The organism is Plantibacter flavus, from assembly GCF_900177615.1.
Taxonomy (GTDB): domain Bacteria; phylum Actinomycetota; class Actinomycetes; order Actinomycetales; family Microbacteriaceae; genus Plantibacter; species Plantibacter flavus.
In genome coordinates this window covers 359,332-384,146 of the sequence record NZ_FXAP01000002.1, presented here as the reverse complement: position 1 = coordinate 384,146, position 24,815 = coordinate 359,332, and the positions used below count along the sequence as shown (strand labels likewise).

The following is a 24,815-nucleotide window of genomic DNA, read 5'->3' as shown; positions in this document are numbered from 1 at the left end:
CTGCTCATGATCGACCAGCTGACCAAGCAGTACGGTTCACGCCGCGTCCTCGACCGTGTGGACTTCGAGGTCCACCGTGGCGAATCGGTCGCCATCGTGGGGCCGTCAGGTTCCGGCAAGTCGACGTTGTTGAACATCGCTGGGCTCCTCGACGAGTGCAGCGGCGGCGAAGTGCGGTTCCGCGGCGCACCGCTTCCACAGATCAACAGCCGGGCGGCGTCGCATCTGCGCCGCGACCACATCAACTACCTCTTCCAGTCGTTCGCGCTGATCGGTGCTTCGACGGCTTTCGAGAACGTCCTGATCGGTCTTCATGCTGTGAGACTCGGCCGACGAGCGAAGGAGCAGCAGATTATGGAGATACTCAGCCGGCTCGGTCTCCGGCAGGTCGCGCACGACCGGGTCATGACGCTGTCCGGGGGAGAGCGTCAGCGCGTCGCGCTCGCTCGTTGCCTCGTGAAGCCGGGAGAGCTCATCCTCGCGGACGAACCGACGGGAGCCCTCGATGACGCCCTGGCGGATGTCGCAGTCGCTGAAATGCTCTCGCTACAGCAGGACTACGGCAAGACACTGCTGGTGGTCACTCACGATCGGCGGGTCGCCGACCGATGCGACCGGGTCTTCGACCTCGGCCTGTCTGCAGAACGCGATGGAGCCCCGTCGCTCTCGGCCTCGTCGGCCGACCCGGCGACCAGGTCCTGAGCTGCGCGGCACTTCGACAAGCTCAGTGACCGGGTGGCCGCTCAGTGATCAGCGGTCCGGTCCCTGAGCCTGTCAAAGGGCGGTGGAAGCGCTACTCCGAGACGGCGGACAGCTCCTCGAACTCGTCGTCGGTGAGCTCGATCGTCGCGCCCTGCAGGTTGTCCTCGAGGTGCTCGATGCTCGACGTCCCCGGGATCGGGAGCATGACGGGCGAGCGCTTGAGCAGCCAGGCCAGCGCGAGCTGCGACGGGGTCGCGTCGTGTCGCTCGGCGAGCTGCGTGAGCGGGCCGTCCTCCTTGCTGAGGGCGCCGGTCGCCAGCGGGAACCACGGGATGAAGGCGACGCCGTGCTCGGTCGACCAGTCCAGGAGGTCCTCCGAGGAGCGGTCGGTGAGGTTGTAAAGGTTCTGCACCGACGCGATCGGAGCGATCTGCTGGGCCGCTTCGACCTCGGCGACGCTGACCTGGCTGAGGCCGATGTGCCGGATCTTGCCCTCGTCCTGCAGCTTGCGCAGCTCGCCGATCTGGTCCTCGAACGGCACGGTCGGGTCGATCCGGTGCAACTGCAGCAGGTCGATGCGGTCGACGGCGAGACGGCGGAGGCCGAGCTCGACCTGCTGGCGGAGGTAGGCGGGCACGCCCGTGGGCGTCCACTCGCCGGGACCCTGTCGCGTCTGTCCGACCTTCGTCGCGATCACGATGTCGTCGTAGGGGTGCAGTGCCTCGCGGAGGAGGGTGTCGGTGACATCGGGGCCGTAGGCGTCGGCGCTGTCGAAGAAGTTCACGCCGAGCTCGGCGGCGCGTTTGATGAGGCGGATGGCGCCGTCGCGGTCGTCGGGCTCGCCCCAGACGCCCTCACCGGTGAGCTGCATCGTGCCGTAGCCGAGTCGGTTGACGGTGAGGTCGCCGCCGAGCGAGAAGGTGCCGGCGGCGGTTGCGGGACGGGTGGTGGTGTCGGTCATGCGGGTTCTCCTTCGGAGGAATGCGGGAGTTCTAGCCAAGCACCGGCTGCTGGGAGGTGCACCCCCCTTGCATTCGGTTCCTGAGCCTGTCGAAGGGTGGTTCCTGAGCTTGTCGAAGGGCGCCCTTCGACAAGTTCAGGGAGCGGATGGTCGTTGCCCGGTGGCCGTCAGGCCGCCGCGGCCTCGAGGGCGGCGCGGAAGGCGACGATCGCCGGGCGGGTGACGCCGGACTCGCGCGCGGAGGTGAAGATGGTGCGTCGCGGGAGGTCGGGCAGGTCGACGAGGCGGCAGCTGGCCGGTTCGCCCGCCCACTGGAGGTCGGGGATGAGGGCGACCGCGTTGCCGGACTCGATCAACCGGATCTGCGCCTGGAGGTCGGCGGTCTGGTAGCGGACGTCGGGCTCGAACCCGGCACGCCGGCAGAGCTGCTCGGCGAAATGTCGCGACGCCGCTCCATGCGGCTCCATCACCCAGGGGAGATCGGCCGCATCCTCGATGCGCAGGACCGGGTGGATCTCGTTCGCGACCGGCGGGCATGCGAGTCGGATCGGGTCGGTGGCGAGCTGACGGCGGTCGAGTCCGGGGTGCCGCGGGGCGGCGTGGGCGGGATATTGCTCCGCGACGACGACGTCGAAGTCGCGCGCCCAGGTCTCGGCCAGGGCGGTCTCCGGTTCGTGCTGCACCATCTCGACCCGGACGTCCGGGTGGTCGCGGCGCATGGCGCTGAGGGCCGCCGGCATGAGTGCGAGCGCCGCCGACTGGAAGACCGCGACGCGGATGGTGCCCGACACGGTCGTGAGGGACGCCCCGAGGTCGGCCTCGGCGCGCTCGAGCGTGTCGAGGAGTGCGTCCGTGTGCCCCACGAGGATCTCGGCCTGCGGGGTGAGCTGCACCCGTCGACCGACCTTCCGCAGGAGCTCGACACCGGTCTCCTGCTCGAGGACGGAGAGCTGCTGCGACACGGAGGAGGGGCTGAAGTTGAGGGCGGCGGCGACTTCGGCGATCGTCCCGCGGATCTTGAGTTCGCGAAGCAGGCGGAGCCGTCGGACGTCCAGCACGGTGCCCTCCAAAACCATCGGCTCAACCGATGGATATCGTTCGAAAACCTTCGCTGTATCTTATTGGTCCCGACGCCGATACTGGCACCATGACCGACACTCTTGCATCGACGCAGCAGCTCGACCGCGACGCCCTCGCCACCGAGGCCATCGCCCTCGTCCGCCGCTGGCTCCAGACGGCCTCGACGATCCCCGCCGACGCCTCCGCGCAGCAGCTCGCCGGTGTGTTGAAGGATCCGACCGGTCTCGAATTCACGGTCGGCTTCGTCGACGGCGTCGTACGTCCGGAGGACCTCCGCGTCGCGGCTCGCACCCTGCAGACGATCGCCCCGAAGGTGCCCGCGTTCCTCCCCTGGTACTTGAAGGCCGCCGTCCGCTGCGGTGGTGCGTTCGCCCCGATCCTGCCCGGCGTCGTCATCCCGATCTCCCGCAAGGTGCTCCGCAACATGGTCGGCCACCTCGTCGTCGACGCCACCGACAAGAAGCTCGGCCCCGCGATCGCGAAGATCAAGACGCCCGGCACCCGGCTCAACGTCAACCTGCTCGGCGAGGCCGTCCTCGGCACGGGTGAGGCGGCACGTCGTCTCGAGGGCACCCACAAGCTGCTCGCGCGCCCCGACGTCGACTACGTGTCGATCAAGGTGTCGTCGACCGTCAGCCCACACTCGGTGTGGGCGTTCGACGAAGCCGTCGAGCACGTGGTCACGAGCCTCACCCCGCTGTTCGAGCGTGCCGCCAAAGCCACACCTGCGAAGTTCATCAACCTCGACATGGAGGAGTACAAGGACCTCGACCTCACCATCGCGGTCTTCACCAAGCTCCTCGACCTCCCGCAGTTCCACGACCTCCAGGCCGGCATCGTCCTGCAGGCCTACCTGCCCGACGCCCTCTCCGCGATGATCCGCCTCCAGGAGTGGTCGGCCGGTCGTCGTGCCGCGGGCGGCGCCGGCATCAAGGTGCGCATCGTGAAGGGCGCCAACCTCCCCATGGAGCAGGTCGAGTCGTCCCTCCACGACTGGCCACTCGCCACCTGGTCCACCAAGCAGGACTCCGACACCAACTACAAGCGCGTCGTCGAGTACGCCCTGCACCCCGACCGCATCGACAACGTGCGCATCGGCGTCGCCGGCCACAACCTCTTCGACATCGCGTTCGCCTGGCTGCTCGCCAAGCAGCGGGGCGTCGAGCGCGGCGTCGAGTTCGAGATGCTGCTCGGTATGGCCCAGGGGCAGGCCGAAGCCGTGAAGCGCGACGTCGGCGAGCTCCTGCTCTACACGCCGGTCGTGCACCCGCAGGAGTTCGACGTCGCCATCGCGTATCTCATCCGCCGCCTGGAGGAGGGCGCGAGCCAGGACAACTTCATGTCCGCCGTGTTCGAGCTGAGCGAGAACGAGACCCTCTTCGCCCGTGAGGAGCAGCGGTTCCTCGCGTCGCTCGCGGAGCTGGACACCACCGTCCCCGCGCCGAACCGGCAGCAGGACCGTACGAAGCCCGCCGAGGCCTCACCGGTCGACGCGTTCGAGAACACCCCAGACACCGACCCCTCGCTCCCAGCGAACCGGGTCTGGGGACGCGGCATCCTCACCCGCGTCACCGAGTCGCGGCTCGGGAACGACACCGTCGCCGCGTCCATCCTCGACAGCGTCGAAGCCCTCGACGCCGTCATCGACGGAGCGACCGCAGCGGGCGCCTCGTGGGGCTCGCTGTCCGGCGCCGAGCGTGCGGTCATCCTGCACCGCGCCGGCGACGTCCTCGAGCAGCGTCGTGCCGACCTCATGGAGGTCATGGCGTCCGAGACCGGCAAGACCCTCGACCAGTCCGACCCCGAGGTGTCCGAGGCGATCGACTTCGCCCACTACTACGCCGAGCGTGCCCGCGAGCTCGACCACGTGGACGGCGCGACGTTCACCCCCGCGAAGCTCACCGTCGTCACGCCGCCGTGGAACTTCCCCGTCGCCATCCCCGCCGGCTCGACTCTCGCGGCGCTCGCCGCCGGGTCGCCCGTCATCATCAAGCCCGCCCGTCAGGCTCGCCGCAGCGGTGCCGTCATGATCGAGGCGCTGTGGGAGGCCGGTGTGCCGCGCGAGGTGCTCCGCTTCGCGCAGCTGGCCGACAACTCGCTCGGTGAGCGCCTGATCGCCCATCCAGCGGTGGAGCGCGTCATCCTCACCGGTGGCTACGAGACCGCGGAGCTGTTCCGCTCCTTCCGCCCCGAGCTGCCGCTCCTCGCCGAGACGTCCGGCAAGAACGCGATCATCGTCACGCCGAGCGCCGACCTCGACCTCGCGGTGAAGGACGTCGTCGCGTCGGCCTTCGGTCACGCCGGCCAGAAGTGCTCGGCCGCGTCGCTCGTGATCCTCGTCGGGTCGGTCGCGTCCTCGCGCCGCTTCCGTCACCAGCTGGTGGACGCGGTGACCTCGCTCAAGGTCGGCTACCCGGTCGACCCGACCACGCAGATGGGTCCGATCATCGAGCCGGCGAAGGGCAAGCTGCTCGGCGGCCTGACGACGCTCGGCTCCGGCGAGTCGTGGCTGGTCGAGCCGAAGCAGCTCGACGACAGCGGCAAGCTGTGGAGCCCCGGCGTGCGTGCCGGCGTCGCCCGCGGCTCCGAGTACCACCTCACCGAGTACTTCGGTCCGATCCTCGGTGTCATGACGGCCGAGACCCTCGAGGAGGCCATCGCCATCCAGAACGAGATCGACTACGGACTCACCGCCGGGCTGCACTCCCTGAACCCGGCCGAGCTGCGCCTCTGGCTCGACGGCATCCAGGCCGGCAACCTGTACGTGAACCGCGGCATCACCGGCGCGATCGTGCAGCGTCAGCCGTTCGGCGGGTGGAAGAAGTCCGCGGTCGGCGCGGGGACGAAGGCCGGTGGCCCGAACTACCTCATCGGCCTCGGCTCGTGGTCGAGCGCCGAGAGCACGGCTGAGCGCACCGTCGGTCGGTCGGCGGAGCGCCGTGGCCCGAAGCCCCCTGTCGCCTCGTTGCTGCGTGCCGCTGACGCGGTGCTCACCGCCGACGAGTTCGCGTTCCTGCGCCGGTCGGTCGCGAGCGACGCGGCTGCGTGGGCGGACGAGTTCGGGGTCGCGAAGGACGTCTCGAAGCTGACCGCCGAGCGCAACGTGTTCCGGTACGTGCCGCGTGAGGTCCACGCGCGTCTCGTGGACGGCGGTTCGGTCGCGGAACTCCTCCGCGTCGTCGCCGCCGGTGCCACCGCAGGTGCGATCGTGCACGTGTCGTCCGCCGTCGCGCTGCCGCCGAAGCTCGTCCCGGCCGTCGAGGCCATCGCCGGTGGGATCACCGTCGAGAGCGAAGACCGCTGGTACGTCACCGCCGCCTCACTCGTCGGGACGAAGGCCGGCGCGCGCGTCCGGATCATCGGTGGGACGACCGAGGGTGTCGCCCAGGCGACCTCCGGCAGCCCCGACGTCGCGATCTACGCGGGCGACGTCACCGAGGCGGGCCGCATCGAGCTGCTGCCGTTCCTCCAGGAGCAGGCGGTCTCGATCACGGCGCACCGCTTCGGCACGCCGAACCACCTCTCGGACGACCTCATCTGACCCACTGCTGTTTCCCCAACTCAGGAACGCCCCGGCGTGTCATCCCGACACACCGGGGCGTTTTGCATGCCGCGCCGCGAAGCCGAACGTTGGTCAAGCGCAAGAACGGCGACACATGCGGGTCTTCACATTGAAGTATTTACTCGGGTAAACGACTGAAATATATTGTGTGAATCCGCCGAGATTGTTCGGTCTTGGATAAGGCGGCGCCGCGGGTGTCGTCTGTGCTCATTGACGAAAGGAAGCATCGAATGAAAGTCCGCGCCTACTTGGCCACGTTGGCGATAGCTGCTCTGCTTTCCGGTGGGTCCGCTGTGCTCACTCCGAGCGACGCGAGTGCCGTGCCACTGATCTCCGAGGCGACGTCCGATGGGGGGTTTGCGATTCGTGGCACCGATGATGCTGTCCGCTCGATCATCCCCGACGAGAAGAACACCTCCTCCGTCAGCGGGATGAGCGCCAAGGTTTCGATGGAGCCTACGGATCGCATCGTCCTGAGCGCCGATGCGCGCCTCCTCGTACTCCAAGACCAGGATGGTGGGGTCTTGCTGAGTTCAGCGAACCCGACCCTGGAGCAGGGAACGGAGACAGTGCCGGCCAAGTTCGTCCTCGAGGACGGACACCTCATCGTCACCCCGATCGAGCACACCCCGAATCTCGCACGCGCAGCGTGCGCCTCATCGTTCTGGGGCAACCTGATCTTCAACATCGGGATGGCAGGGGTCTGCGCGATGCTCGGTATCGCAACAGCTGGTCCGGGCGGAGTCGCTTGCACGATGGCAGTCATCGGCGCAAACTTGGGCATCGACTGGGATCGACCCTGCTAGGCGGCTGTGATGTCTCATTCCAGGAAACTGCGTTCGACCAGGATTGACTGGAAGAACATGCGACAGTTCGGCTGGTTCCTCGGCCTGCTTTGGGGGCTGACGGTTCTTGGCACCTTCGTCGGCTTGCTGGTGCAAGCGCTGATTGGTGCTCGTACTTGGTCAGACGTCCCAAGTGACATGGTTCCAGTGTTGCTCGGGACCTCGCTCGGCTACGGGCTGCTCTGGCTGGGGAGCAATATCGCAACCAGACGCCGCAAGCATCCGCCGGAGTAGGGCTTCGTCTGCTCGGCTCGCGACCCAGGAACGCCCCGGCGTGTCATCCCGACACACCGGGGCGTTCTGCGCGACGCGCCGCGACCGTCCTGAGTTAGGGACGGAGGACCCGTCGCGTTGGTCTTATCCCTAACTCAGGACGAGCCGGGCGTGTCGGCGCCGGGCGCGCGTGGATGGGCGCGACACGCCGGGGACGTCCTGAGTTAGGGACACGGTGAAGGGGTCAGCGGAGGGGATGTGGCGTCAGCGGAGGGTGCCGTGGACGGCGAACTCGTCGATGCGCGCGAGTTCGGCGTCGTCGAAGTCCAGGCTGTGGATCGCCGCGTAGTTGCCCTCGAGCTGCTCGACCGAGCTGGCACCGATGATCGCCGACGTGACCGTGTCGCGACGCAGCACCCACGAGAGCGCCAGCTGCGCGAGCGTCTGGCCGCGCCCCTCTGCAATGGACTGGAGGCCGCGGGCCCGCTCGAGGTAGGTGTCCGTGATCGACTCCTCGTTGAGGAAGTGGCTCGTCGCCGCACGCGAGTCCGACGGGACCGTTCCACCGAGGTAGCGGTCGGTCAGCATGCCCTGCGCGAGTGGGCTGAACACGACGGCACCGAGACCGAGGTCGTCGAGCGTGTCGAGCAGGCCGTCCTCGACCTCGCGGGAGAACATCGAGTAGCGGGGCTGGTGCACGAGCAGCGGGACACCGTGCTCACGAAGCGCGGCCGCCGCGGCGATGGTCTGCTCGGGGGAGTAGTTCGAGATGCCGGCGTACAGCGCCTTGCCCTGCTTGACCGCCGTCGCGAGCGCACCCATCGTCTCCTCGATCGGGGTCTCCGGGTCGGGGCGGTGGGAGTAGAAGACGTCGACGTACTCGACGCCGATGCGTGCGAGGCTCTGGTCGAGCGATGACAGCATGGTCTTGCGCGAGCCCCACTCGCCGTAGGGCCCCTGCCACATGTAATAGCCGGCCTTCGAGGTGATGATGATCTCGTCACGGTGGGCGGCGAGGTCCTCCGCGAAGATGCGGCCGAAGGCGGTCTCGGCGGAACCCGCGGGCGGGCCGTAGTTGTTGGCGAGGTCGAAGTGGGTGATCCCGAGGTCGAAGGCGCGGCGCACGATGGCCCGCTGGACCTCGATGCTGCGGCCTTCGCCGAAGTTGTGCCAGAGACCGAGGGACAGCGCGGGGAGGCGCAGTCCGCTGCGGCCGACGCGGCGGTAGGTCATGTCGTCGTAACGGGTTTCGGCTGCTTCGTAGGGCATGGTCTGCGCTTTCATCATCGAATCGTCGTGGTGCCGGAGGCAAGCGTACCGTGATCGTTCACGGCCGGCCCGGTGCGGCGTCGAGTAGCGTGGGCACGTGTCGTCAACCGCGCTTGCGCCCGCTGAAGAGCCCGTGTCGCACCCGCGCTCCGGGTGCGGGGTCGCGATCGTCCGCGAGGGTCGGATCCTCCTACTCGAGCGCCTCCGCGAGCCCGAGGCCGGATCCTGGGGCATCCCCGGCGGGAAGGTCGACTGGATGGAACGCCTCGAAGCAGCCGTCCGCAGGGAGGCCTCGGAGGAGACCGGGCTCGAACTCGGATCGATCGAGCTGTTGTGCGTCGTCGACCATTTCGAGGAGGCTCTGCATCAGCACTGGATCTCGCCGGTGTACCTCACGGAGGACACTATCGGCGAGCCTGAACTCCGAGAGCCGGAGAAACACGGCGATCTCCGGTGGTTCCCGCTCGACGCGTTGCCGGAACGGGTGACCGTGTCGACGGTGGCGGCGGTCGAAGCGATCGCGCGGTCTCGCGGATCCAGACGCCCGGACGGCGTCGACTCGTAGACTCGGGCGCGTGACCGATCACCCGTCGTCCGACGCCCGCAACGACTTCGTCACGTTCGACGCGCTCCGGGCGGAGGCCCTTGAGCAGCCGGTCCGACGTGGAGCGGGCGCATGGGGCTTCTTCGGCACGGTCGCGATCGTGATCGGTGCCCTGTTGATCCCGGTCGCCCTCGTCAGCACCTGGGCGGACACGATGCTCCGCGACACCGACGCGTTCGTCGACACCCTCGCCCCGCTGGCCACTGACCCCGCCGTCCAAGCCTTCGTGGGGGACCAGGCGCTCGCCGCGCTGGAGAGTCAGGTCGACCTCGAGGCAGCGGCTGCAGCGCCGGCCGACCTCGCGGCGACCCTCTCGCTCCCGCCGGCGATCTCGGAGGTGCTCGGCGCCATCGGTGGCGACACCGCGGATGCGCTGCGCGAGGTCCTGCGCCGGAACGTCGCCGAGTTCGCGGCCTCGCCCCAGTTCGCGACCGCCTGGACCGAAGCCCTCCGCGTCACGCATGAGCAGCTCGTCGCGGGCGTCTCCGGTTCCCGGGGTGCCGTCATCGACGTCTCGGCCGAGCAGGGGCTGGGCGTGCAGTTGGGACCGATCGTCTCCGCGACCCGCACCTGGCTGGTCGACGCCGGGTTCGGCTTCGCGGCCGTCATCCCGGACGTCGACCGCGTGGTCGACGTCGTCCCGGCATCGCAGGTCGCGCCAGTGCTCGATGGCATCCGGGTGATCGAAACGGCGGCGGGTTGGTCGCCCTGGCTCGCGATCGGGCTCCTCGCACTCGGGGTGATCCTGCTCTGGCTGGGGCGCCGCAACCCGAGCCGGACCGTCGCCGGAGCCGCGATCGGCGTCCTGCTCGCGGCGGGCCTGACGCTCATCCTGCTCGGCGCCGCCCGACTCGCCCTCGTGTTCGCGGTGTCGGTCGCGATCCCCGGCGGCGTCGGGGATGCGGCGGCGGCGCTGCTGCTGGGCCCGCCCACCGATGCCGCCTGGTCCGTACTCTGGGTGTCGCTCGCCGTGGCGGTGCTCGCCTTCGTCAGCGCCGCGTTGCGGCTCCCCGAGCGCATCGCGCAGGGCGTCCGGGCGGCGCGGAATCCCTTGCCGGGCACGAACGCCTAACCGCCGGTGGTCGATCCGTCGGCATGGACGGCCCGGCTCGTCCGCAGTGCGGCGAGTCTCCGATGCCACGGCACCTCCACGAGCGCGTGGAGCAGCCAGGACGCGGCGAGGATCGAGCCGAACCAGGCCAGGATGATCGGGGCCCGGAGGAGGAGCGGCAATCCGCCGACGGCGCTCGGCGTGATCGCCTTCGCCAGCAGGATGAGCACGAAGACGTGCACGAGGTACGTGGAGAACGAGAGCTGTCCCAGGAAGCGCGCTGGGCGACTGCGCAGCACCGCCGTGGAGCGCGGACTCGCGACCGCCAGGCCTCCGACGATGATCCCCGCGAAGGTGATCGCCGCCCAGGCGCGTGGTGCGCCGGGCTCGAGCGTGATCGCCGCCCCGACCAGGCCGGCGGCACCTCCCGCAGCGACCCACGCCGCTCGACGGGTGACCGGCAGGGCCGCCGTCCACTCCGCCACGCAGATGCCGAGCACGAAACAGCACAGCACCCGGACAGCCGGGGGTGCCATGCCGTTCATGGCCGATGGGGCGACGGCGGCGGCGATCGTCGTCGCGCAGACGAGCCCGATCGAGAGGGCGATCACCGGGACCGAGCCGCGCATCCGGCCGCGGAAAGCGAGGGCGATCACCGGGAACAGGATGAACGTGAGGAACTGGGCCGACAGCGACCAGGCGGGTGGGTTCCACCAGAGTGCGTCGCCGAACCACGCGCGGGTGAGGGTGAGTTCGGCGAGGAGGCCGATGGGCGGGAACGCCCCGTCTTCCGCGGCGATGCCGACCATCGCCCCGCCGACGTAGAGCAGCACGAAGGCGAAGAGCACGGCCACGTGTGCCGGGTATATCCGCGCCACGCGGTTCCGGAGGTATCGCCCGTACGCGGGCCAGGTCCACTGCCGGTGCAGGTAGGCGCGCGCGATGGAGTAGCCGCTCAGGACGAAGAAGACGTCCACGGCGAGACCGGTGTGGGCCAGCGGCGCGAGCCAGGAGAGCTCCGGAAGAACCGAGAACAGCCAGTCTGCGGAGTGCGAGAACACCACCCACCAGGCGGCGATGGCGCGGGCGCCGGCGAAGGCGGTGGAATCGACGCGGGGTGCCGGTCGGCGGGTGCGTCGGGGGTTTCCGGTCGCGCGGTTCTCCGGTGACGGCATGGTGCTCCTGAATGATCGGACGGCGGTGATCACGCCGGACTTCAACTCTAAGATGCTTCTGTGCCTCATGGTTCTGTACTGTGTGGATTGTGGACAAGACATCACGACGCGACGGAACAGCTCGGTGGCGGAGGACCGGGGTGGAACCCGAACCGTTCCCGGAACCCGAACCGACTGCCGTCGAGCCCGAGCCCGAGCCCGACCACGAGGCTCCGTCGTCACCACCCGACCCCGCGCCGTCGGCGCCGACCGGGAGTGCGGACACCCAGGCCGCCCCACCCGTCGAACTCGTGCTCGAAGGTCCCGGGATCGACCCGACCGGTGCCTCCGTCAGCACCGCCGCGGTCCTCGCCTGGTTCGCGGCCGTCCCGGCCGGCAGCACCGTGATCGTCCGCGGCGGCGACGTCATCGCCGTGGACGCGACGATCAGGATCGACCGTCGCGTGCATCTCCGCGGGCGCGGCGAGCTCCGGTTCGTCGGAGGTGTCGAGGCGGCCCCGGCGCTGAAGCTCATCGTGGCGGGCAGCTCGGTGACCGGCATCCGGGTCGGCTACGCGGGCCCGCCGGCATCGAGCACGGGTGAGCGCAACACCGGGATCAGCATCTGGGCGAGCGACGTCCTGATCGACGGCGTCACCGTCGACGGGTTCCAGAGCGGCATCGCCGTGCAACCGTCAGGCGAGTTCGAGGGCGTCGTCATCTCCGCGTGCCATGTCCTGAACATCGTCGGCTCGGGCGGAGGGCGAGGCTCCGCCTCGTCCGCGGGCGAGGATCGCGGCGACGGCATCACCGTCTGGGGTGCGCGTTCGGCCGTCGTCGGCAACATCGTCTCGGCCGCCCCCGGCACCGACGCACGGGTCGGCATCCACGCCGAGAACCTGCCCGACTTCGCGGTCGACCCCGGGTCCTGGGCCGACTCGATGGTCACGATCGAGGGCAACGTCGTCACCGGGCCGTTCCGTCGGTCCATCGCCGTGGAGGGCATGGCCCACACCGTCGTGACCGGCAACACCGTGTCCGACGCGACCTGGTGGGGACTCGCCGTCATCGACACCCGATCCGTCGCCCTGGTCGCGAACACGGTGCGCTGGACACGCACGACCGAAGACGACCAGGGGTCCGCCTGGGGGCCGAAGCGCTGCCCGGTGATGATCTACCGCGACGCGCAGGGAACCGTGGTCTCTGGGAACGTCATCGAGATCCGCGGCGTCGCGGCCGCGGGCATCATGGCCCAGGCGGCGACACCGCCCCGCGGTTCGACCACCGTCATCGGCGCCGTCGACGCGCTCATCACCGACAACGTGGTCCGCATCGTCGGCGGCACCTGCCCGATCGGGATCGCGCTCGATCGGACGAGACAACCCGTCGTCTCAGGCAACCGCGTCGCCGTCACGCTCGCATCGGGCTCGGTGGGCGGTGTCGTGTCGTACCTCGCCGAGGACGCGGTGGTCTCCGACAACTCCATCACCGGGGCCGCGACCTCCAACGGGTTCGGGGTGCTCCACCAGGGTGCTGGCTCGATCGTGGTCATGGGGAACCGCATCGACCGCATCCGCGTCGCGATCGCCGTGAGCAACTGCACCGGTGGTGCGACGATCATCGGCAACACCGCGCGCGAGTGCGAGTACGGCCTCGACACCTACGGCACGACGGGACGTTCGGTGGTGCAGGGCAATCTGTGGGAGACGAGCAACACGGCACATGCAAACGCGCAGCCGAACACGAGCTACCTCTCCACCCGGCACATGGGTCTCGCCCGGCCGTATGGAGGCCAGTCCGGCGACATCCTCGTCGGGAACGGGCGCCTGTGGGTGAACGACCAGGGCACCTGGCGGTCGACCACCCTCAGCTGAACCGAGGGGCGGGCGCTCGGGAATCGAGTGCCCGCCCGTCGTGGCGTCGGTGTCGCCTCAGCTGCGCGGTGCGTGCGCCGTGTCGGACCCGCTGGCAACGGCCGCTTCGTCGATCGCGGACTGCTCCTCGCCACCGCGGAACTGCGTGCGGTAGAGCTCGGCGTACGCGCCGTCGACCTCGAGGAGCTGCGCGTGCGAGCCCTGTTCGACGATCCGTCCGTTCTCCATCACGAGGATCGTGTCAGCATCGCGGATGGTCGACAAGCGGTGGGCGATGACGAACGAGGTGCGGTCGGAACGCAGCGCGGCCATCGCGTGCTGCACCAGCAGCTCCGTCCGGGTGTCGACGGACGACGTCGCCTCATCGAGGATGAGCAGCTTCGGCTTCGCGATGAACGCACGGGCGATCGTGATGAGCTGGCGTTCACCGGCCGAGACACTGCCGCCGTCCGCGTCGAGCACGGTGTCGTAGCCGTCGGGCAGCTGCCGCACGAAGCGGTCGACCATCGTCGCCTCAGCGGCCTCGACGACTTCCGCGTCGCTCGCGTCGAGTCGGCCGTATCGGATGTTCTCGCGGATCGTCCCCTCGAACAACCAAGCATCCTGCAGCACCATCCCGACCTGCGACCGCAGTTCGGCGCGCGTCAGGGCGGTGATGTCGACGCCGTCGAGCAGGATGCGACCGCCCGTGAGCTCGTAGAAGCGCATGACGAGGTTCACGAGGGTCGTCTTCCCGGCCCCGGTCGGGCCGACGATCGCGACGGTCTGACCCGGTTGCGCGGAGAAGGAGAGGTCCTCGATGAGCGGCTTCTCGGGGTCGTAGCTGAAGGAGACGTCGTCGAACTCGACGTGGCCGTCGGTGTGCTCGGGCAGGTGTGCGTCCGCGGTCTCCGGGTCCTGTTCCTCGGCGTCGAGCAGCTCGAAGGTGCGCTCGGCGGACGCGACGCCCGACTGCAGCTGGTTCGCCATGCCGGCGATCTGGCTGAGCGGCTGCGAGAACTCACGCGAGTACTGGATGAACGCGGTCGCGTCGCCGAGGGTCATCTGGCCGGAGGCGACCCGGAGGCCGCCCACGACGGCGATGAGCACGTAGGACAGGTACGACACGAAGGTCATCGCCGGCATGATCATGCCGGACACGAACTGCGCGCCGAACGCCGCCGTGTAGAGCTTCTCGTTGCGCTCGTCGAACTCGGCGAGCATCTCCTTGTCGCGACCGAAGACCCGCACGAGCTCGAGGCCCGAGAACGACTCCTCGATGTGCCCGTTGAGCGAGCCGGTGTTCTTCCACTGCGCGGTGAAGAGCTTCTGCGACCGTGAGCCGATGACCCCGGCGATCAGTGCGGACAGCGGCAGCGCGATCAGCGCGATGAGTGCGAGCTGCCAGGACACGATGAACATCATCGCCGTGATGCCGAGCACCGTGAGGGCCGACTGCACGAGTTGCGAGAACGCCTGTTGGAGGGCGGTCTGGATGTTGTCGACGTCGTTCGTGACGCGCGACATGAGGTCACCGCGCTGACGGGTGTCGAAGTAGCTCAGCGGAAGGCGGTTGAGCTTGCGCTCGATGTCGCGGCGGAGTGTGTAGACCACGCGCATGACGAGCCCGTTGAGGATGTACCCCTGCGCCCAGTTGAGGATCGACGCGACGATGTACATGCCGAGCACGATGATGATCAGGCGGCCCAGCAGGGTGAAGTCGATGCCCTGGCCCGGGGTGATGTCCGACTTCTCGAGCATGTCGGCGTACTGGTCGTTGCCGGACGCACGTGCCTGGTCGACGACCTGGTCGAGCGTCGCGCCGGCGGGAAGCTGCGAGCCCATCACACCGTTGAAGATCGCGTCCATCGCGAGACCGAGGATCTTCGGGGCGATGACCGTGAGCACGACCGAGAGCACGACGAGCCCGACGACGATGCTCATCTTGACCTTCTCGGGGGCGAGGAGACCGACGAGTCGCTTCGCGGACGGCCAGAACTGCTCGGCCTTCTTCGACGGGGTGCCGCCGAACATGTCGCCGTCGGACTCACCCGGGGTGAACTCCGGTGCGGGCGCCTCCTCTTCGACCGCGTTCAGCTCGGGCGCCTGGGCGGTGTCCTTCGAGGCGCCGGAGGAGCGCTTGTCACGTGGTGAACGGGCCATGGTCACGCCACCCCTTCCACAGCGAGCTGCGATTGGACGATCTCGCGATACGTCTCGTTGGATTCGAGGAGTTCGTCGTGGGTGCCGCGGCCGACGATGCCGCCGTCGTTCATGACGATGATGTGATCGGCCTCGCGGATCGTCGCGATGCGCTGGGCGACGATGATGACGGTCGCGTCGGCGGTGCTGTCGCCGAGGGCTGCCCGGAGTCGGGCGTCGGTGGCGACGTCGAGGGCCGAGAACGAGTCGTCGAAGAGGTAGACCCGGGGCTTCGCGACGAGGGCCCTGGCGATGCACAGGCGCTGACGCTGGCCGCCGGAGACGTTCGTGCCACCTTGGGCGACGCCGTCGTTCAGCATCTTCGGCTTCGCGCGCACGAAGTCCTCAGCCTGCGCGACGTCGAGGGCGCTCCACAGCTCGTCGTCGGTGGCTTCGGGGCGTCCGAATCGGAGGTTCGAGGCGATCGTGCCCGAGAAGAGGTACGGCTTCTGCGGCACGATCCCGACGACCCCGGCGATCTGCTGCCGGGTGAGCTGCGAGACGGGGACGCCGTCGATGGTGACGTGGCCCTGCTGCGGGTCGTAGAGGCGCGGGATGAGCGAGAGGAGCGTCGTCTTGCCGGAGCCGGTCGAGCCGACGATCGCGGTGGTCTTGCCGGGCTCCGCCGTGAACGTGACGTCCGACAGGACCGGTCGCTCCGCACCGGGGTAGCCGAAGGTGACGCCGGTGAACTCGACTCGCCCGACCGATGGTACGCGGATGTCGGTGCTCGTCGGCACGGTGAGGCTCGGCTCGGTGTCGAGGACGCTCTGGATGCGCTCGGCGCACACGACCGCGCGAGGGATCATCATGACCATGAAGACGCCCATCATCACCGAGGTGAGGATCTGGAGCAGGTACTGGAGGAACGCGGTGAGTGAACCGATCTGCATCTGTCCGGCGTCCACCCGCTGGCCCCCGAACCAGAGCACGGCAGCGGTCGCCAGGTGCAGGACCATCATGATGACCGGGAACATGAGGACGAAGATGTTGCCGACCTTGATCGACACGCGGGTGAGCGCCTCGTTCGCGCGGTCGTACCGCTCCGACTCGAACGGTTCGCGGACGAACGCCCGGACGACGCGGATGCCGATGATCTGCTCGCGCAGCACGCTGTTGATGCCGTCGATGCGGTCCTGCATCTGACGGAACAGCGGCATGAGGAGGTACACCAGGAACCCGACGATGATGAACAGCACCGGCACGGAGACCCACACCAGCCACGACAGCCCCGCGTCCTCGCGGAGCGCCATGATGATGCCGCCGACGCACATGATGGGCGCGGACACCATGAAGTTGAGGGTCATGAGGACGAGCATCTGGACCTGCTGGACATCGTTCGTGCCGCGCGTGATGAGCGTCGCGCTGCCGAAGCCGCCGATCTCGAGGGCGCCGAGCGAGTCGACCTTGCGGTAGAACTCCCGGCGCAGGTCGCGGCCGATGGCCATGGCGGTGCGGGCGCCGAAGTAGACACCGCCGATGGCTGCGGCCACCTGGACGAGGCAGACGACCAGCATCGTCATGCCGGTGGACCAGATGAAGTCCGTGTCGCCCCGGGAGACGCCCTGGTCGATGATCTGGGCGTTCAGGCTGGGGAGGTAGAGGGCCGCGATCGTCGAGACGAGCTGCAGCACGAACACCGCGATGACCCAGGCCGCGTACGGCTTGGCGTGTCGGAGGGCGAGGGCGAGGAGGGCCACGTGAGGTCCTTAGACGGTTCGTGTCCGGCGCGGGGTCTCGCGCGGACGGGTGAAGAGGTGGAGCGGGCCTGGCGCGAGACCAGTGCTCCGGGCGGCGGCGCAGCCGGACGGGAGCGTGAGGGACGTGCCCGAGCGACGATACTCCGCACCGGTGACACGGTGGTGTCCTGGTTCGGAATCGTGATGATCTCGGGTCAGTCGACGCCGACGGAGATGGTGTGCCAGCCCTCCGCGCCGTCGGGGACGACGTCGACGGGGGTCTCGCTCTGCGTCTTGCCCGCGGCGTCGGTCGCGCGGACGGCGATGGTGTGGTCGCCGGCCGGCGCGTCCCAGTGGAGCACCCACTGCACCCAGGTGTCGTCGGAGATGGCCGTGGCGAGCGTCGTGTCGAGCCAGTCGCCGTCGTCGATCCGGACCTGGACCCGGTTGACGCCCGTGTGCTGCGCCCAGGCGACGCCGGCGATCGCGACGTTCCCCGCCGCGACACGTCCACCGTTGCGTGGCACGTCGATGCGCGACTCCGTCTTGATGGGCCCGCGCTCCGACCAGCCGCGATCGGTCCAATACGCCCGGGCGTCCGCGTAGCGGGTCACTTCCAGCTCGACGACCCACTTCGTGGCGGAGACGTAGCCGTACAGCCCTGGGACGACCATGCGCACCGGGAAGCCGTGCTGCAGCGGGAGCGGTTGCCCGTTCATCCCGACGGCGAGGAGGCTGTCACGGTCTTCGTCCTGCAGGACCTCGAGCGGCGTGCCGGCGGTGAACCCGTCGATGCTCCGCGAGAGGACCATGTCGGCCCCCGCCTTGGGCTTCGCGCGGGCGAGCAGCTCGCGGATCGGGTATCCGAGCCACAACGCGTTGCCGATGAGGTCGCCGCCGACGGGGTTCGAGACGCAGGTGAGCGTGATGATCGACTCCTGGAGCGGGAGGGCGAGGAGTTCCTCGAATCCGATCTCGACCTCCTGCTCGACCATGCCGGTGATCTTGAGGCTCCACGTCGAGGGGTCGATGTTCGGTACCTGCAGGGCCGTGTCGATCCGGTAGAAGGAGTCGTTCGCCGAGACGACCGGGGTGAGTCCGTCGATGCCGAGTTCGGCTCCGGCCGGGACCGGCGGTGCGGCGACGGCGGCCGTCGGGAGCTTGAGGGCCTTCCGGATGGTCTCCACGGCGACAGCACCGGCCGAGGCGACGCGTGCGCCGACGCCGACGACGAGCGCACCGACCGCGGTGCCGCCCAGCAGGACCAGGAAGGAGCGCCGGGGGAGTTCGGCTCGGGAGGCGCCGACGACCGGCCGGGCTTCGTCCGTGACCGTCGCATCTTCCCAGGTGCGGAGCCGGGTCACGAGCAGTCGCAGTACCAGGATGCCGACCGCCGTGCCGACGAAACTCGGGAACGCCCAGTCGAGGCCCGCGTCCGCGCGGGTGATCGCTGCGACGACCGCGACGACACCGACGACCGCGAGCGCGATGCTCCCGACCACCGGGCGGCGTTCCTCGAGGACACCGATCCCCACGGCGAGGGCCGCGACCACGACACCGAGCACGATGAGCAGCACGAGCTTGTCGTTGGTGCCGAACAGGGCGATGACGAGGTCCTTCACCCAACCGGGCACGAGGTCGATGACGAGCGAGCCCACGGCGAGGAGCGGTGAACTCGCCGGTGCGACGAACGCTGCCACGGCCTCGGCCGAACCGAGCGTGGCGACGGCGGCGACGATGCCGGACACACCGGCGAACAGGGTGCGGCGGCGGGGCTCCATGCCCGTCATGCTACGCCGCGATACCGACCGGATCCCCCGCAGTGGGCCGGTTGTCTCCGGTTCGTCATCATCGTCGACCGGCTAGGGCACCGGTCGCCGCCTTCTCCCCGTACCCTGGGGGGATGACCACAGTCGGGCTCGGAATCCCACGCATCGGGTCGCCGCTCAGGCACATCCCGGACGCTGCCGGACGTCCCGACGTCGACGGCCTCATCGACCGGTTCGGGCGCGTGGCGCGCGACCTCCGGGTGTCGATCACGGAGAAGTGCTCCCTGCGCTGCACCTACTGCATGCCCGAGCAGGGCCTCCCGGCGATCGCCCGCGACGACCTGCTGACGCCGACCGAGATCGGCCGCCTCGTCGAGATCGCCGTCCGCGACCTCGGCGTGCACGACATCCGCTTCACGGGCGGCGAGCCGCTCATGCGCCCCGACCTCGCGGAGATCATCGCCCGCAGCTCCGCGGTCGCCGGCGACGCCTCGATCTCCATGACGACGAACGGCATCGGACTCGACAAGCGCGTCGACGAGCTCGTGGCCGCCGGGCTCACCCGCGTGAACATATCCCTCGACACCGTCGACCGCGACCACTTCGCGCGGCTCACGCGTCGCGACCGCCTCCCCGCCGTCCTGGCCGGCATCGAGGCCGCCAAGCGCGCCGGGCTGACGCCGCTGAAGATCAACGCCGTCCTCATGCGCGACACGCTCGACGGTGCGGTCGCCCTGCTCTCCTGGGCGATCGAGAACGGCTGCCGCCTCCGCTTCATCGAGCAGATGCCGCTGGACGCCGACGAGGCCTGGGTACGCGAGAACATGGTCGACGCGGCCGAGTTGCTCGACGTCCTCGGCTCCCGCTTCACGCTCACCGCTCCGCATCGCGAGGATCCTTCCGCTCCGGCCGAGGAGTGGCTCGTCGACGGTGGCCCGGCGACGGTCGGCATCATCGCATCGGTCACGCGCTCGTTCTGCGACGACTGCGACCGCACTCGGCTCACGGCCGAGGGGACGATCCGCTCCTGCCTCTTCGGCGACGACGAGACCGACCTGCGGGGCATGCTGCGCTCAGGAGCCGACGACGTCGAGATCGCGGACCGCTGGCGCGCGGCGATGTGGCACAAGCAGGCCGGGCACCGCATCGCGTCGCCCGACTTCGTCCGTCCGGAGCGGAGCATGGGGGCGATCGGTGGCTGAGACGACGACGCTGCAGGTGCTCGTGCGCTACTTCGCTGCTGCCGAGGAGGCCGCCGGCGTCCCCGAGGAGTCCTTGCCGGCGGTGGCGACGGTGGGCGAGCTGAAGTCCGTCCTGCTCGAGCGCTACGGTGACGCGATGGCCAAGGTGCTCGCGTCGGGCTCGTTCCTCGTCGACGGCGTGGTCAGTCGCGACGACGCCCGTCCGCTCGGCGCCCGGGTCGACGTCCTCCCGCCCTTCGCCGGCGGCTAGGACGGCGACAGCATGCGGATATGTACAAAATCTGACGATTTGCCATAAACGGTTTCTTTTCGCATCATTCTGGATGAATGAGCGAGATGACCATCAGTGAGGCCCGCGGCAAGTTGAGCGCGCTCGTGGACGCTGCACATCGTGAGCCCGTCTACCTCACCCGTCGTGACCAGGCGGTCGCGGCGATCGTCGACCCGGAGCAGTTGCGCCACCTCCTCGAGGACGCGGAGGAGCTGGCCGACATCCGTGCTGTCGATGCCGCGTGGGAAGGGGCCGAACACCTCGGTGAAGTGCCGGTGCCCTGGGACGAGGTCAAGCGGGAGCTCGGTCTGGCGTGAGCTATCAGGTCCAACTGCTGCCGTCCGCGGTCCGAGCGATCCGCAAGCTGCCGCCGGAGGCGAAGCGCCGCATCCAAGCGGTTCTGGAACTGCTCGCCGAAGATCCCGCCCGCCCGCTGCGAAGCGCCTCGTCGCGCGACCCGAATGGCGAGTGAGGACCGGCGACTACCGCGTCCTGTACCGGATCGACGACGAGGTGTTGACGGTGGTGGTCGTCGACGCCGGACATCGGCGTGAGATCTACCGGTGACTGGAACGGGGCCGTCGGACGATCGGAAAGCGCCGGTCGCATCGAAGCGGACCGTCTAGGACGCTGCCGACGGGTGGCGTTCGGAGAGCGCTCGGGCGGCACGGGCCTGCAGCCATCGGACGAGGTCCAGGACGCCGCGCGTCCGGGTGTCCGCGGACGCGTCGTCGCCGCCGCCCATCGCGTCGATTCCGGGGATGCTGTCGACCGGGTAGTCGTCGAGTCGCTCGCATCGCATCCGCCAGTCCGGGAACTGGCGGAACGGCACGGTCTCCTCGTTCAGGATGCGCATGTCCGTGTGGCGTGGGTCCCGACGGAGACTCGCCAGGAGCGCGGAGATGCCCGCCTCCGGTCCTTCCACCACCTGGAAGAAGTCGTCGCCGCGCACGGCGAGCATGCCGGTGAGCCCGGAGAGCTCGTTGTTCGCGCGGCTCTCGAGGAGCAGGGCTTCGAGTGACGTCTGCGTCAGCGGGGTGGCGGCCCGGCTCACGTACGTCACCGATCGGACCGGCGCTTCAGCATGCATCACGATTCGCACAGTACATGGTCGGTGGGCTGACTTCGTCCCCCCGATCGGGTCTACCCAGGATCTTGCCCCTCGGCGGGCGGTGAGGGGACCGCTTCATCGTGAGGCATGCCAGGCGCGACGGGCCACCCCGGCCGCCCGGAACAGCAGGACGAGTGAGGAGATCGCGCCGACGACGGTCGCCAGGAACGCCACGAGCGCGAGCGCCTGGAGCAGTTCGCCGATCGAGGACGACCGGCCGACGTACGGCGGGATCTCGTCGGACACGGTGTTCCCGACGCCGAAGCCGGCGACGAACATGGCCAGGAGACCGAGCCAGACGAGCATCGATCCGAGGGTCGCGACGTGGACCCAGTGTGTGCCGAGCCGCCCGCGCCATCCGAAGGAGGTGAACACCAGGATGGCGGTGAGGCCGAGCAGGAACGCGATCGCGACACCGACGAGGCCGACGGTCAGGGTGGTGGGTGTGAACACCCCGTAGATCGCCTCGAGGCCGTATGAGTCGTCCGTCATCGCGAGCGGTGCCCAGATCAGTTCCTCGACGGGAGCCAGCACCAGCATCACCGACGCGGCGATCGCCCAGACGACGACGGCGATGCGCTGAGCGCGAAGGTCACGGTGCGCGTCGGTCGTCTGCATGGACTCCACGCTAGGCGCTCGGCGACGGCGGGTCGTCATCCCGCCGATGCGTCCTCCGGTGACGGTGCGGCACCGAGCAACGCCAGTCGCTTCGCCAGGTAGGGCGCGGTGCGGCTGTCGGGGTCTGCGGCGACGGCGTCCGGGGTGCCCGCGGCCACGATGCGTCCACCAGCGTCGCCACCGGACGGTCCGAGGTCGATCACCCAGTCGGCCGCCGCGACGACGTCCATCTCGTGCTCGACCACGACGACCGTGTCGCCGGAGTCGACGAGCGCGTTCAACTGCGCCAACAGACGACGGACGTCGGCCGGGTGGAGGCCCGTCGTCGGCTCGTCGAGGAGGTAGAGGGTGTGACCGCGTCGCACCCGTTGGAGTTCCGTCGCGAGCTTGATGCGCTGCGCCTCGCCGCCCGACAGTTCGGTGGCCGGCTGGCCGAGCCGCAGGTACCCCAGGCCGACCTCGAGCAGGGTGCGGAGGCTGCGCGCCGCCGCCGGGACGGCCGCGAGGAACTCGGCCGCCTGCTCGACGGTGAGTGCGAGGACGTCTGCGATCGACTTCCCGTCGTAGGTGACCTCGAGGGTCTCGGCGTTGTACCGGGCGCCGTCACAGGTCGGGCACTTGCCGTAGCTGCCGGGCAGGAACAGCAGTTCGACCGACACGAAGCCCTCGCCGAGGCAGGTCTCGCAGCGACCTCCCGCGACGTTGAACGAGAAGCGTCCGGCCGTGTAGCTGCGCTCGCGGGCGAGGTCCGTGGCGGCGAAGGCCGCGCGGACGGCGTCGAAGAGGCCGGTGTAGGTCGCGAGGTTCGACCGCGGCGTTCGACCGATGGGCTTCTGGTCGACCCGGACGAGGCGGTCGACGTGCTCGAGCCCTCGCGCGCGGCGGACGGTGAGCGTGTCCGCGTGTCCGTCCGGCACCGTCGCCTCCGCCAGGCCGGAACCCTCGGCCGCATCCGGATCGGTGGGTACCTCGTCGTCATCGTCTGCGACGTCGTCCGCACCCCGACCGTCTGCGCGCAGGTGATCGCGCACGACGTCGCGGAGGACGCGGCTCACGAGGGTCGATTTGCCGGAACCGGAGACACCGGTGACGGCGACGAAGGTCCCGAGGGGGATCGAGGCGTCGACGCCGGCGAGGTTGTGGAGCGTGATGCCCTCGACGTCGAGCCAGTCGCGCGCCTCACGGAGTGCCCGTCGCGCGGGGGCAGGACCGTGCTGTTCGGGGAAGAGGAACGGGCGGGTCGCCGACGCCTCGACCTCGGCGAGACCCTCGACGGCGCCGCTGTAGAGCACGTCGCCGCCACCCTCGCCCGCGCCGGGGCCGACGTCGACGATCCAGTCCGCGTTCCGGACGACGTCCATGTTGTGCTCGACGACGTAGACCGAGTTGCCCGAGCGCTTCAGCTGCTCCAGCACCTCGAGGAGGGGCTCCGCGTCGGCCGGGTGCAGACCCGCTGACGGCTCGTCGAGGACGTAGACCACGCCGAAGAGCCCGGAGCGCAGTTGGGTCGCGAGCCGGAGCCGCTGCATCTCGCCGGGCGAGAGCGTGGTCGTCACGCGCCCGAGGCCGAGGTAGCCGAGCCCGAGGTCGGTGAGCACGCGGATGCGCGCGAGAAGATCGGTCGTGATGGCGACAGCGACGTCGGTGCGCTCGCCGGAGAGCGTGGTCGGGAGTGCGGGCGCCGCGTCGGTCAGCTCCGTGGTGGGCCGGAGGACCTCGGCGAGCTCCGTCATCGGCAGGGCGTTGAGCTCGGCGATCGTACGGCCGGCGAAGGTGACCGCGAGCGCCTCGCGGCGAAGTCCCGTGCCGTGGCAGAGCGGGCACGGACCCGAGCGCACGAACTGGAGCACCTTGTTCCGCATCATCTGGCTCTTGGAGTCGGAGAGGGTGTGGAAGACGTACTGCTTGGCGCTCCAGAACATGCCGTTGTACGGCTTCGCGACGCGGTCGCGCTGCGGCGTGATCTGCACGACCGGCTGCTCCTCGGTGAAGAGGATCCAGTCCCGGTCCTCTTGGTCGAGCTCCCGCCAGGGTCGGTCGACGTCGTATCCGAGCGCGATGGTGATGTCGCGGAGGTTCTTCGCCTGCCAGGCTCCCGGCCACGCGGCGATCGCGCCCTCGCGGATGCTCAGCGACGGGTCCGGCACGAGGGACTCCTCGGTGACCGTGTGCGCGACGCCGATGCCGTGGCACTCCGGGCAGGCGCCCACGGCGGTGTTGGGGGAGAAGGCGTCCGAGTCGAGACGGGTCGTGAACCCCTCGGGGAAGGTGCCGGCGCGCGAGAAGAGCATGCGGAGCGAGTTCGAGAGCGTGGTCACCGTACCGACGCTGGATCGCGAGCTGGGGGCGCCGCGTCGCTGCTGCAGGGCGACCGCCGGTGGCAGGCCGGAGATCGAGTCGACGTGCGGGTCGTGGCCCTGCTGGATCAACCGCCTGGCGTACGGGGCGACGGACTCGAGGTACCGCCGTTGCGCCTCGGTGAAGATGGTGCCGAACGCGAGCGACGACTTGCCCGAGCCGGAGACCCCGGTGAAGGCGACGATCGCATCGCGCGGCACGTCGACGTCCACGTTGCGGAGGTTGTTCTCGTTGGCTCCCCGGACGCGGACGAACGGGTCGGATGCTTCGGGGGCGTGTTCGGGCATCAGATCACCCTACGTCGCCGCGGT

General features: G+C 69.3%; 22 protein-coding genes. 12 read left to right on the top strand and 10 right to left on the bottom strand.

All coding sequences use genetic code 11. The features are described 5' to 3' along the window. The first annotated feature begins 6 nt into the window (after positions 1-6). Positions 7-702 carry an ABC transporter ATP-binding protein gene (locus B9Y95_RS08175; RefSeq protein ID WP_200811372.1) on the top strand — a complete coding sequence of 232 codons (696 nt, stop codon included), beginning with the start codon at positions 7-9 and terminating at the stop codon, positions 700-702. A gap of 91 nt (positions 703-793) precedes the next feature. Here B9Y95_RS08175 and B9Y95_RS08170 read toward each other — a convergent pair whose 3' ends face one another. After that, the gene (locus B9Y95_RS08170; protein WP_079000486.1) at positions 794-1,663 is read right to left on the bottom strand and encodes an aldo/keto reductase; all 870 of its coding nucleotides are present in this window, start codon (positions 1,661-1,663) and stop codon (positions 794-796) included. A 167-nt stretch (positions 1,664-1,830) separates the two neighbouring features. Beyond that, positions 1,831-2,721 (bottom strand): LysR family transcriptional regulator, encoded by an 891-nt coding sequence (locus B9Y95_RS08165; RefSeq protein ID WP_085511727.1) that lies wholly within the window; start codon positions 2,719-2,721, stop codon positions 1,831-1,833. Positions 2,722-2,810: 89 nt separating this feature from the next. Here B9Y95_RS08165 and B9Y95_RS08160 point away from each other — a divergent pair, with 89 nt between their 5' ends. From B9Y95_RS08160 to B9Y95_RS08150, 3 genes are all read left to right on the top strand, one after another. After that, entirely contained in the window at positions 2,811-6,284 is a 3,474-nt protein-coding gene (locus B9Y95_RS08160) for a bifunctional proline dehydrogenase/L-glutamate gamma-semialdehyde dehydrogenase (RefSeq protein WP_123539771.1), read from the top strand. A gap of 341 nt (positions 6,285-6,625) precedes the next feature. Further along, positions 6,626-7,111, top strand: a complete 486-nt coding sequence (locus B9Y95_RS08155; protein WP_143736379.1) for a hypothetical protein — start codon at positions 6,626-6,628, stop codon at positions 7,109-7,111. Positions 7,112-7,120: 9 nt separating this feature from the next. Continuing rightward, entirely contained in the window at positions 7,121-7,384 is a 264-nt protein-coding gene (locus B9Y95_RS08150) for a hypothetical protein (protein ID WP_143736377.1), read from the top strand. A gap of 243 nt (positions 7,385-7,627) precedes the next feature. Here B9Y95_RS08150 and B9Y95_RS08145 read toward each other — a convergent pair whose 3' ends face one another. Further along, the gene (locus B9Y95_RS08145) at positions 7,628-8,632 is read right to left on the bottom strand and encodes an aldo/keto reductase (RefSeq protein WP_085511726.1); all 1,005 of its coding nucleotides are present in this window, start codon (positions 8,630-8,632) and stop codon (positions 7,628-7,630) included. Positions 8,633-8,729: 97 nt separating this feature from the next. Here B9Y95_RS08145 and B9Y95_RS08140 point away from each other — a divergent pair, with 97 nt between their 5' ends. Both B9Y95_RS08140 and B9Y95_RS08135 read left to right on the top strand, forming a co-directional pair. After that, entirely contained in the window at positions 8,730-9,197 is a 468-nt protein-coding gene (locus B9Y95_RS08140) for an NUDIX hydrolase (RefSeq protein ID WP_200811371.1), read from the top strand. Between the two features lie 10 nt (positions 9,198-9,207). Further along, a complete protein-coding gene (locus B9Y95_RS08135; RefSeq protein ID WP_085511395.1) occupies positions 9,208-10,308 on the top strand; it encodes a hypothetical protein in 1,101 nt (366 codons plus the stop codon). On the opposite strand, the gene B9Y95_RS08130 is transcribed toward B9Y95_RS08135, so the two are convergent. Continuing rightward, the gene (locus B9Y95_RS08130) at positions 10,305-11,462 is read right to left on the bottom strand and encodes an acyltransferase family protein (RefSeq protein ID WP_159453352.1); all 1,158 of its coding nucleotides are present in this window, start codon (positions 11,460-11,462) and stop codon (positions 10,305-10,307) included. The two genes, B9Y95_RS08135 and B9Y95_RS08130, sit on opposite strands and share 4 nt — an antisense overlap. Positions 11,463-11,602: 140 nt before the next feature. Here B9Y95_RS08130 and B9Y95_RS08125 point away from each other — a divergent pair, with 140 nt between their 5' ends. After that, a complete protein-coding gene (locus B9Y95_RS08125) occupies positions 11,603-13,315 on the top strand; it encodes a NosD domain-containing protein (RefSeq protein WP_159453351.1) in 1,713 nt (570 codons plus the stop codon). A 57-nt stretch (positions 13,316-13,372) separates the two neighbouring features. Here the strand turns inward: B9Y95_RS08125 and B9Y95_RS08120 are convergent, their stop codons facing one another. From B9Y95_RS08120 to B9Y95_RS08110, 3 genes are all read right to left on the bottom strand, one after another. Further along, complete coding sequence (locus B9Y95_RS08120) at positions 13,373-15,457, bottom strand: ABC transporter ATP-binding protein (protein ID WP_412458820.1); 2,085 nt, start codon at positions 15,455-15,457, stop codon at positions 13,373-13,375. A gap of 2 nt (positions 15,458-15,459) precedes the next feature. Next, positions 15,460-17,196: an ABC transporter ATP-binding protein gene (locus B9Y95_RS08115; protein ID WP_085511393.1), complete on the bottom strand. Its 1,737-nt coding sequence runs from the start codon at positions 17,194-17,196 to the stop codon at positions 15,460-15,462. Positions 17,197-17,390: 194 nt separating this feature from the next. Next, positions 17,391-18,965, bottom strand: coding sequence for a molybdopterin-dependent oxidoreductase (locus B9Y95_RS08110; RefSeq protein WP_085511392.1), 1,575 nt, complete (start codon positions 18,963-18,965; stop codon positions 17,391-17,393). A gap of 113 nt (positions 18,966-19,078) precedes the next feature. On the opposite strand from B9Y95_RS08110, the gene moaA reads away from it, so the two are divergent. From moaA to B9Y95_RS21150, 5 genes are all read left to right on the top strand, one after another. After that, the gene (gene moaA / locus B9Y95_RS08105; protein WP_085511391.1) at positions 19,079-20,146 is read left to right on the top strand and encodes a GTP 3',8-cyclase MoaA; all 1,068 of its coding nucleotides are present in this window, start codon (positions 19,079-19,081) and stop codon (positions 20,144-20,146) included. Further along, on the top strand, positions 20,139-20,396 hold the full coding sequence (locus tag B9Y95_RS08100; RefSeq protein WP_064293945.1) for a MoaD/ThiS family protein: 258 nt from the start codon (positions 20,139-20,141) through the stop codon (positions 20,394-20,396). The genes moaA and B9Y95_RS08100 overlap by 8 nt, the downstream gene beginning before the upstream one ends. A 77-nt stretch (positions 20,397-20,473) precedes the next feature. Further along, entirely contained in the window at positions 20,474-20,734 is a 261-nt protein-coding gene (locus B9Y95_RS08095; RefSeq protein ID WP_085511390.1) for a type II toxin-antitoxin system Phd/YefM family antitoxin, read from the top strand. Further along, positions 20,731-20,889 (top strand): type II toxin-antitoxin system RelE family toxin, encoded by a 159-nt coding sequence (locus B9Y95_RS21155; protein WP_327083091.1) that lies wholly within the window; start codon positions 20,731-20,733, stop codon positions 20,887-20,889. The genes B9Y95_RS08095 and B9Y95_RS21155 overlap by 4 nt, the downstream gene beginning before the upstream one ends. Further along, entirely contained in the window at positions 20,886-20,984 is a 99-nt protein-coding gene (locus B9Y95_RS21150) for a type II toxin-antitoxin system RelE family toxin (RefSeq protein ID WP_327083090.1), read from the top strand. The genes B9Y95_RS21155 and B9Y95_RS21150 overlap by 4 nt, the downstream gene beginning before the upstream one ends. Positions 20,985-21,039: 55 nt before the next feature. Here the strand turns inward: B9Y95_RS21150 and B9Y95_RS08085 are convergent, their stop codons facing one another. From B9Y95_RS08085 to B9Y95_RS08075, 3 genes are all read right to left on the bottom strand, one after another. Further along, positions 21,040-21,507 carry a BLUF domain-containing protein gene (locus tag B9Y95_RS08085; protein ID WP_085511389.1) on the bottom strand — a complete coding sequence of 156 codons (468 nt, stop codon included), beginning with the start codon at positions 21,505-21,507 and terminating at the stop codon, positions 21,040-21,042. A 96-nt stretch (positions 21,508-21,603) separates the two neighbouring features. Continuing rightward, positions 21,604-22,146, bottom strand: coding sequence for a hypothetical protein (locus tag B9Y95_RS08080; protein WP_085511388.1), 543 nt, complete (start codon positions 22,144-22,146; stop codon positions 21,604-21,606). Positions 22,147-22,181: 35 nt separating this feature from the next. Beyond that, entirely contained in the window at positions 22,182-24,791 is a 2,610-nt protein-coding gene (locus tag B9Y95_RS08075; RefSeq protein WP_085511387.1) for an excinuclease ABC subunit UvrA, read from the bottom strand. Positions 24,792-24,815: the final 24 nt, after the last annotated feature.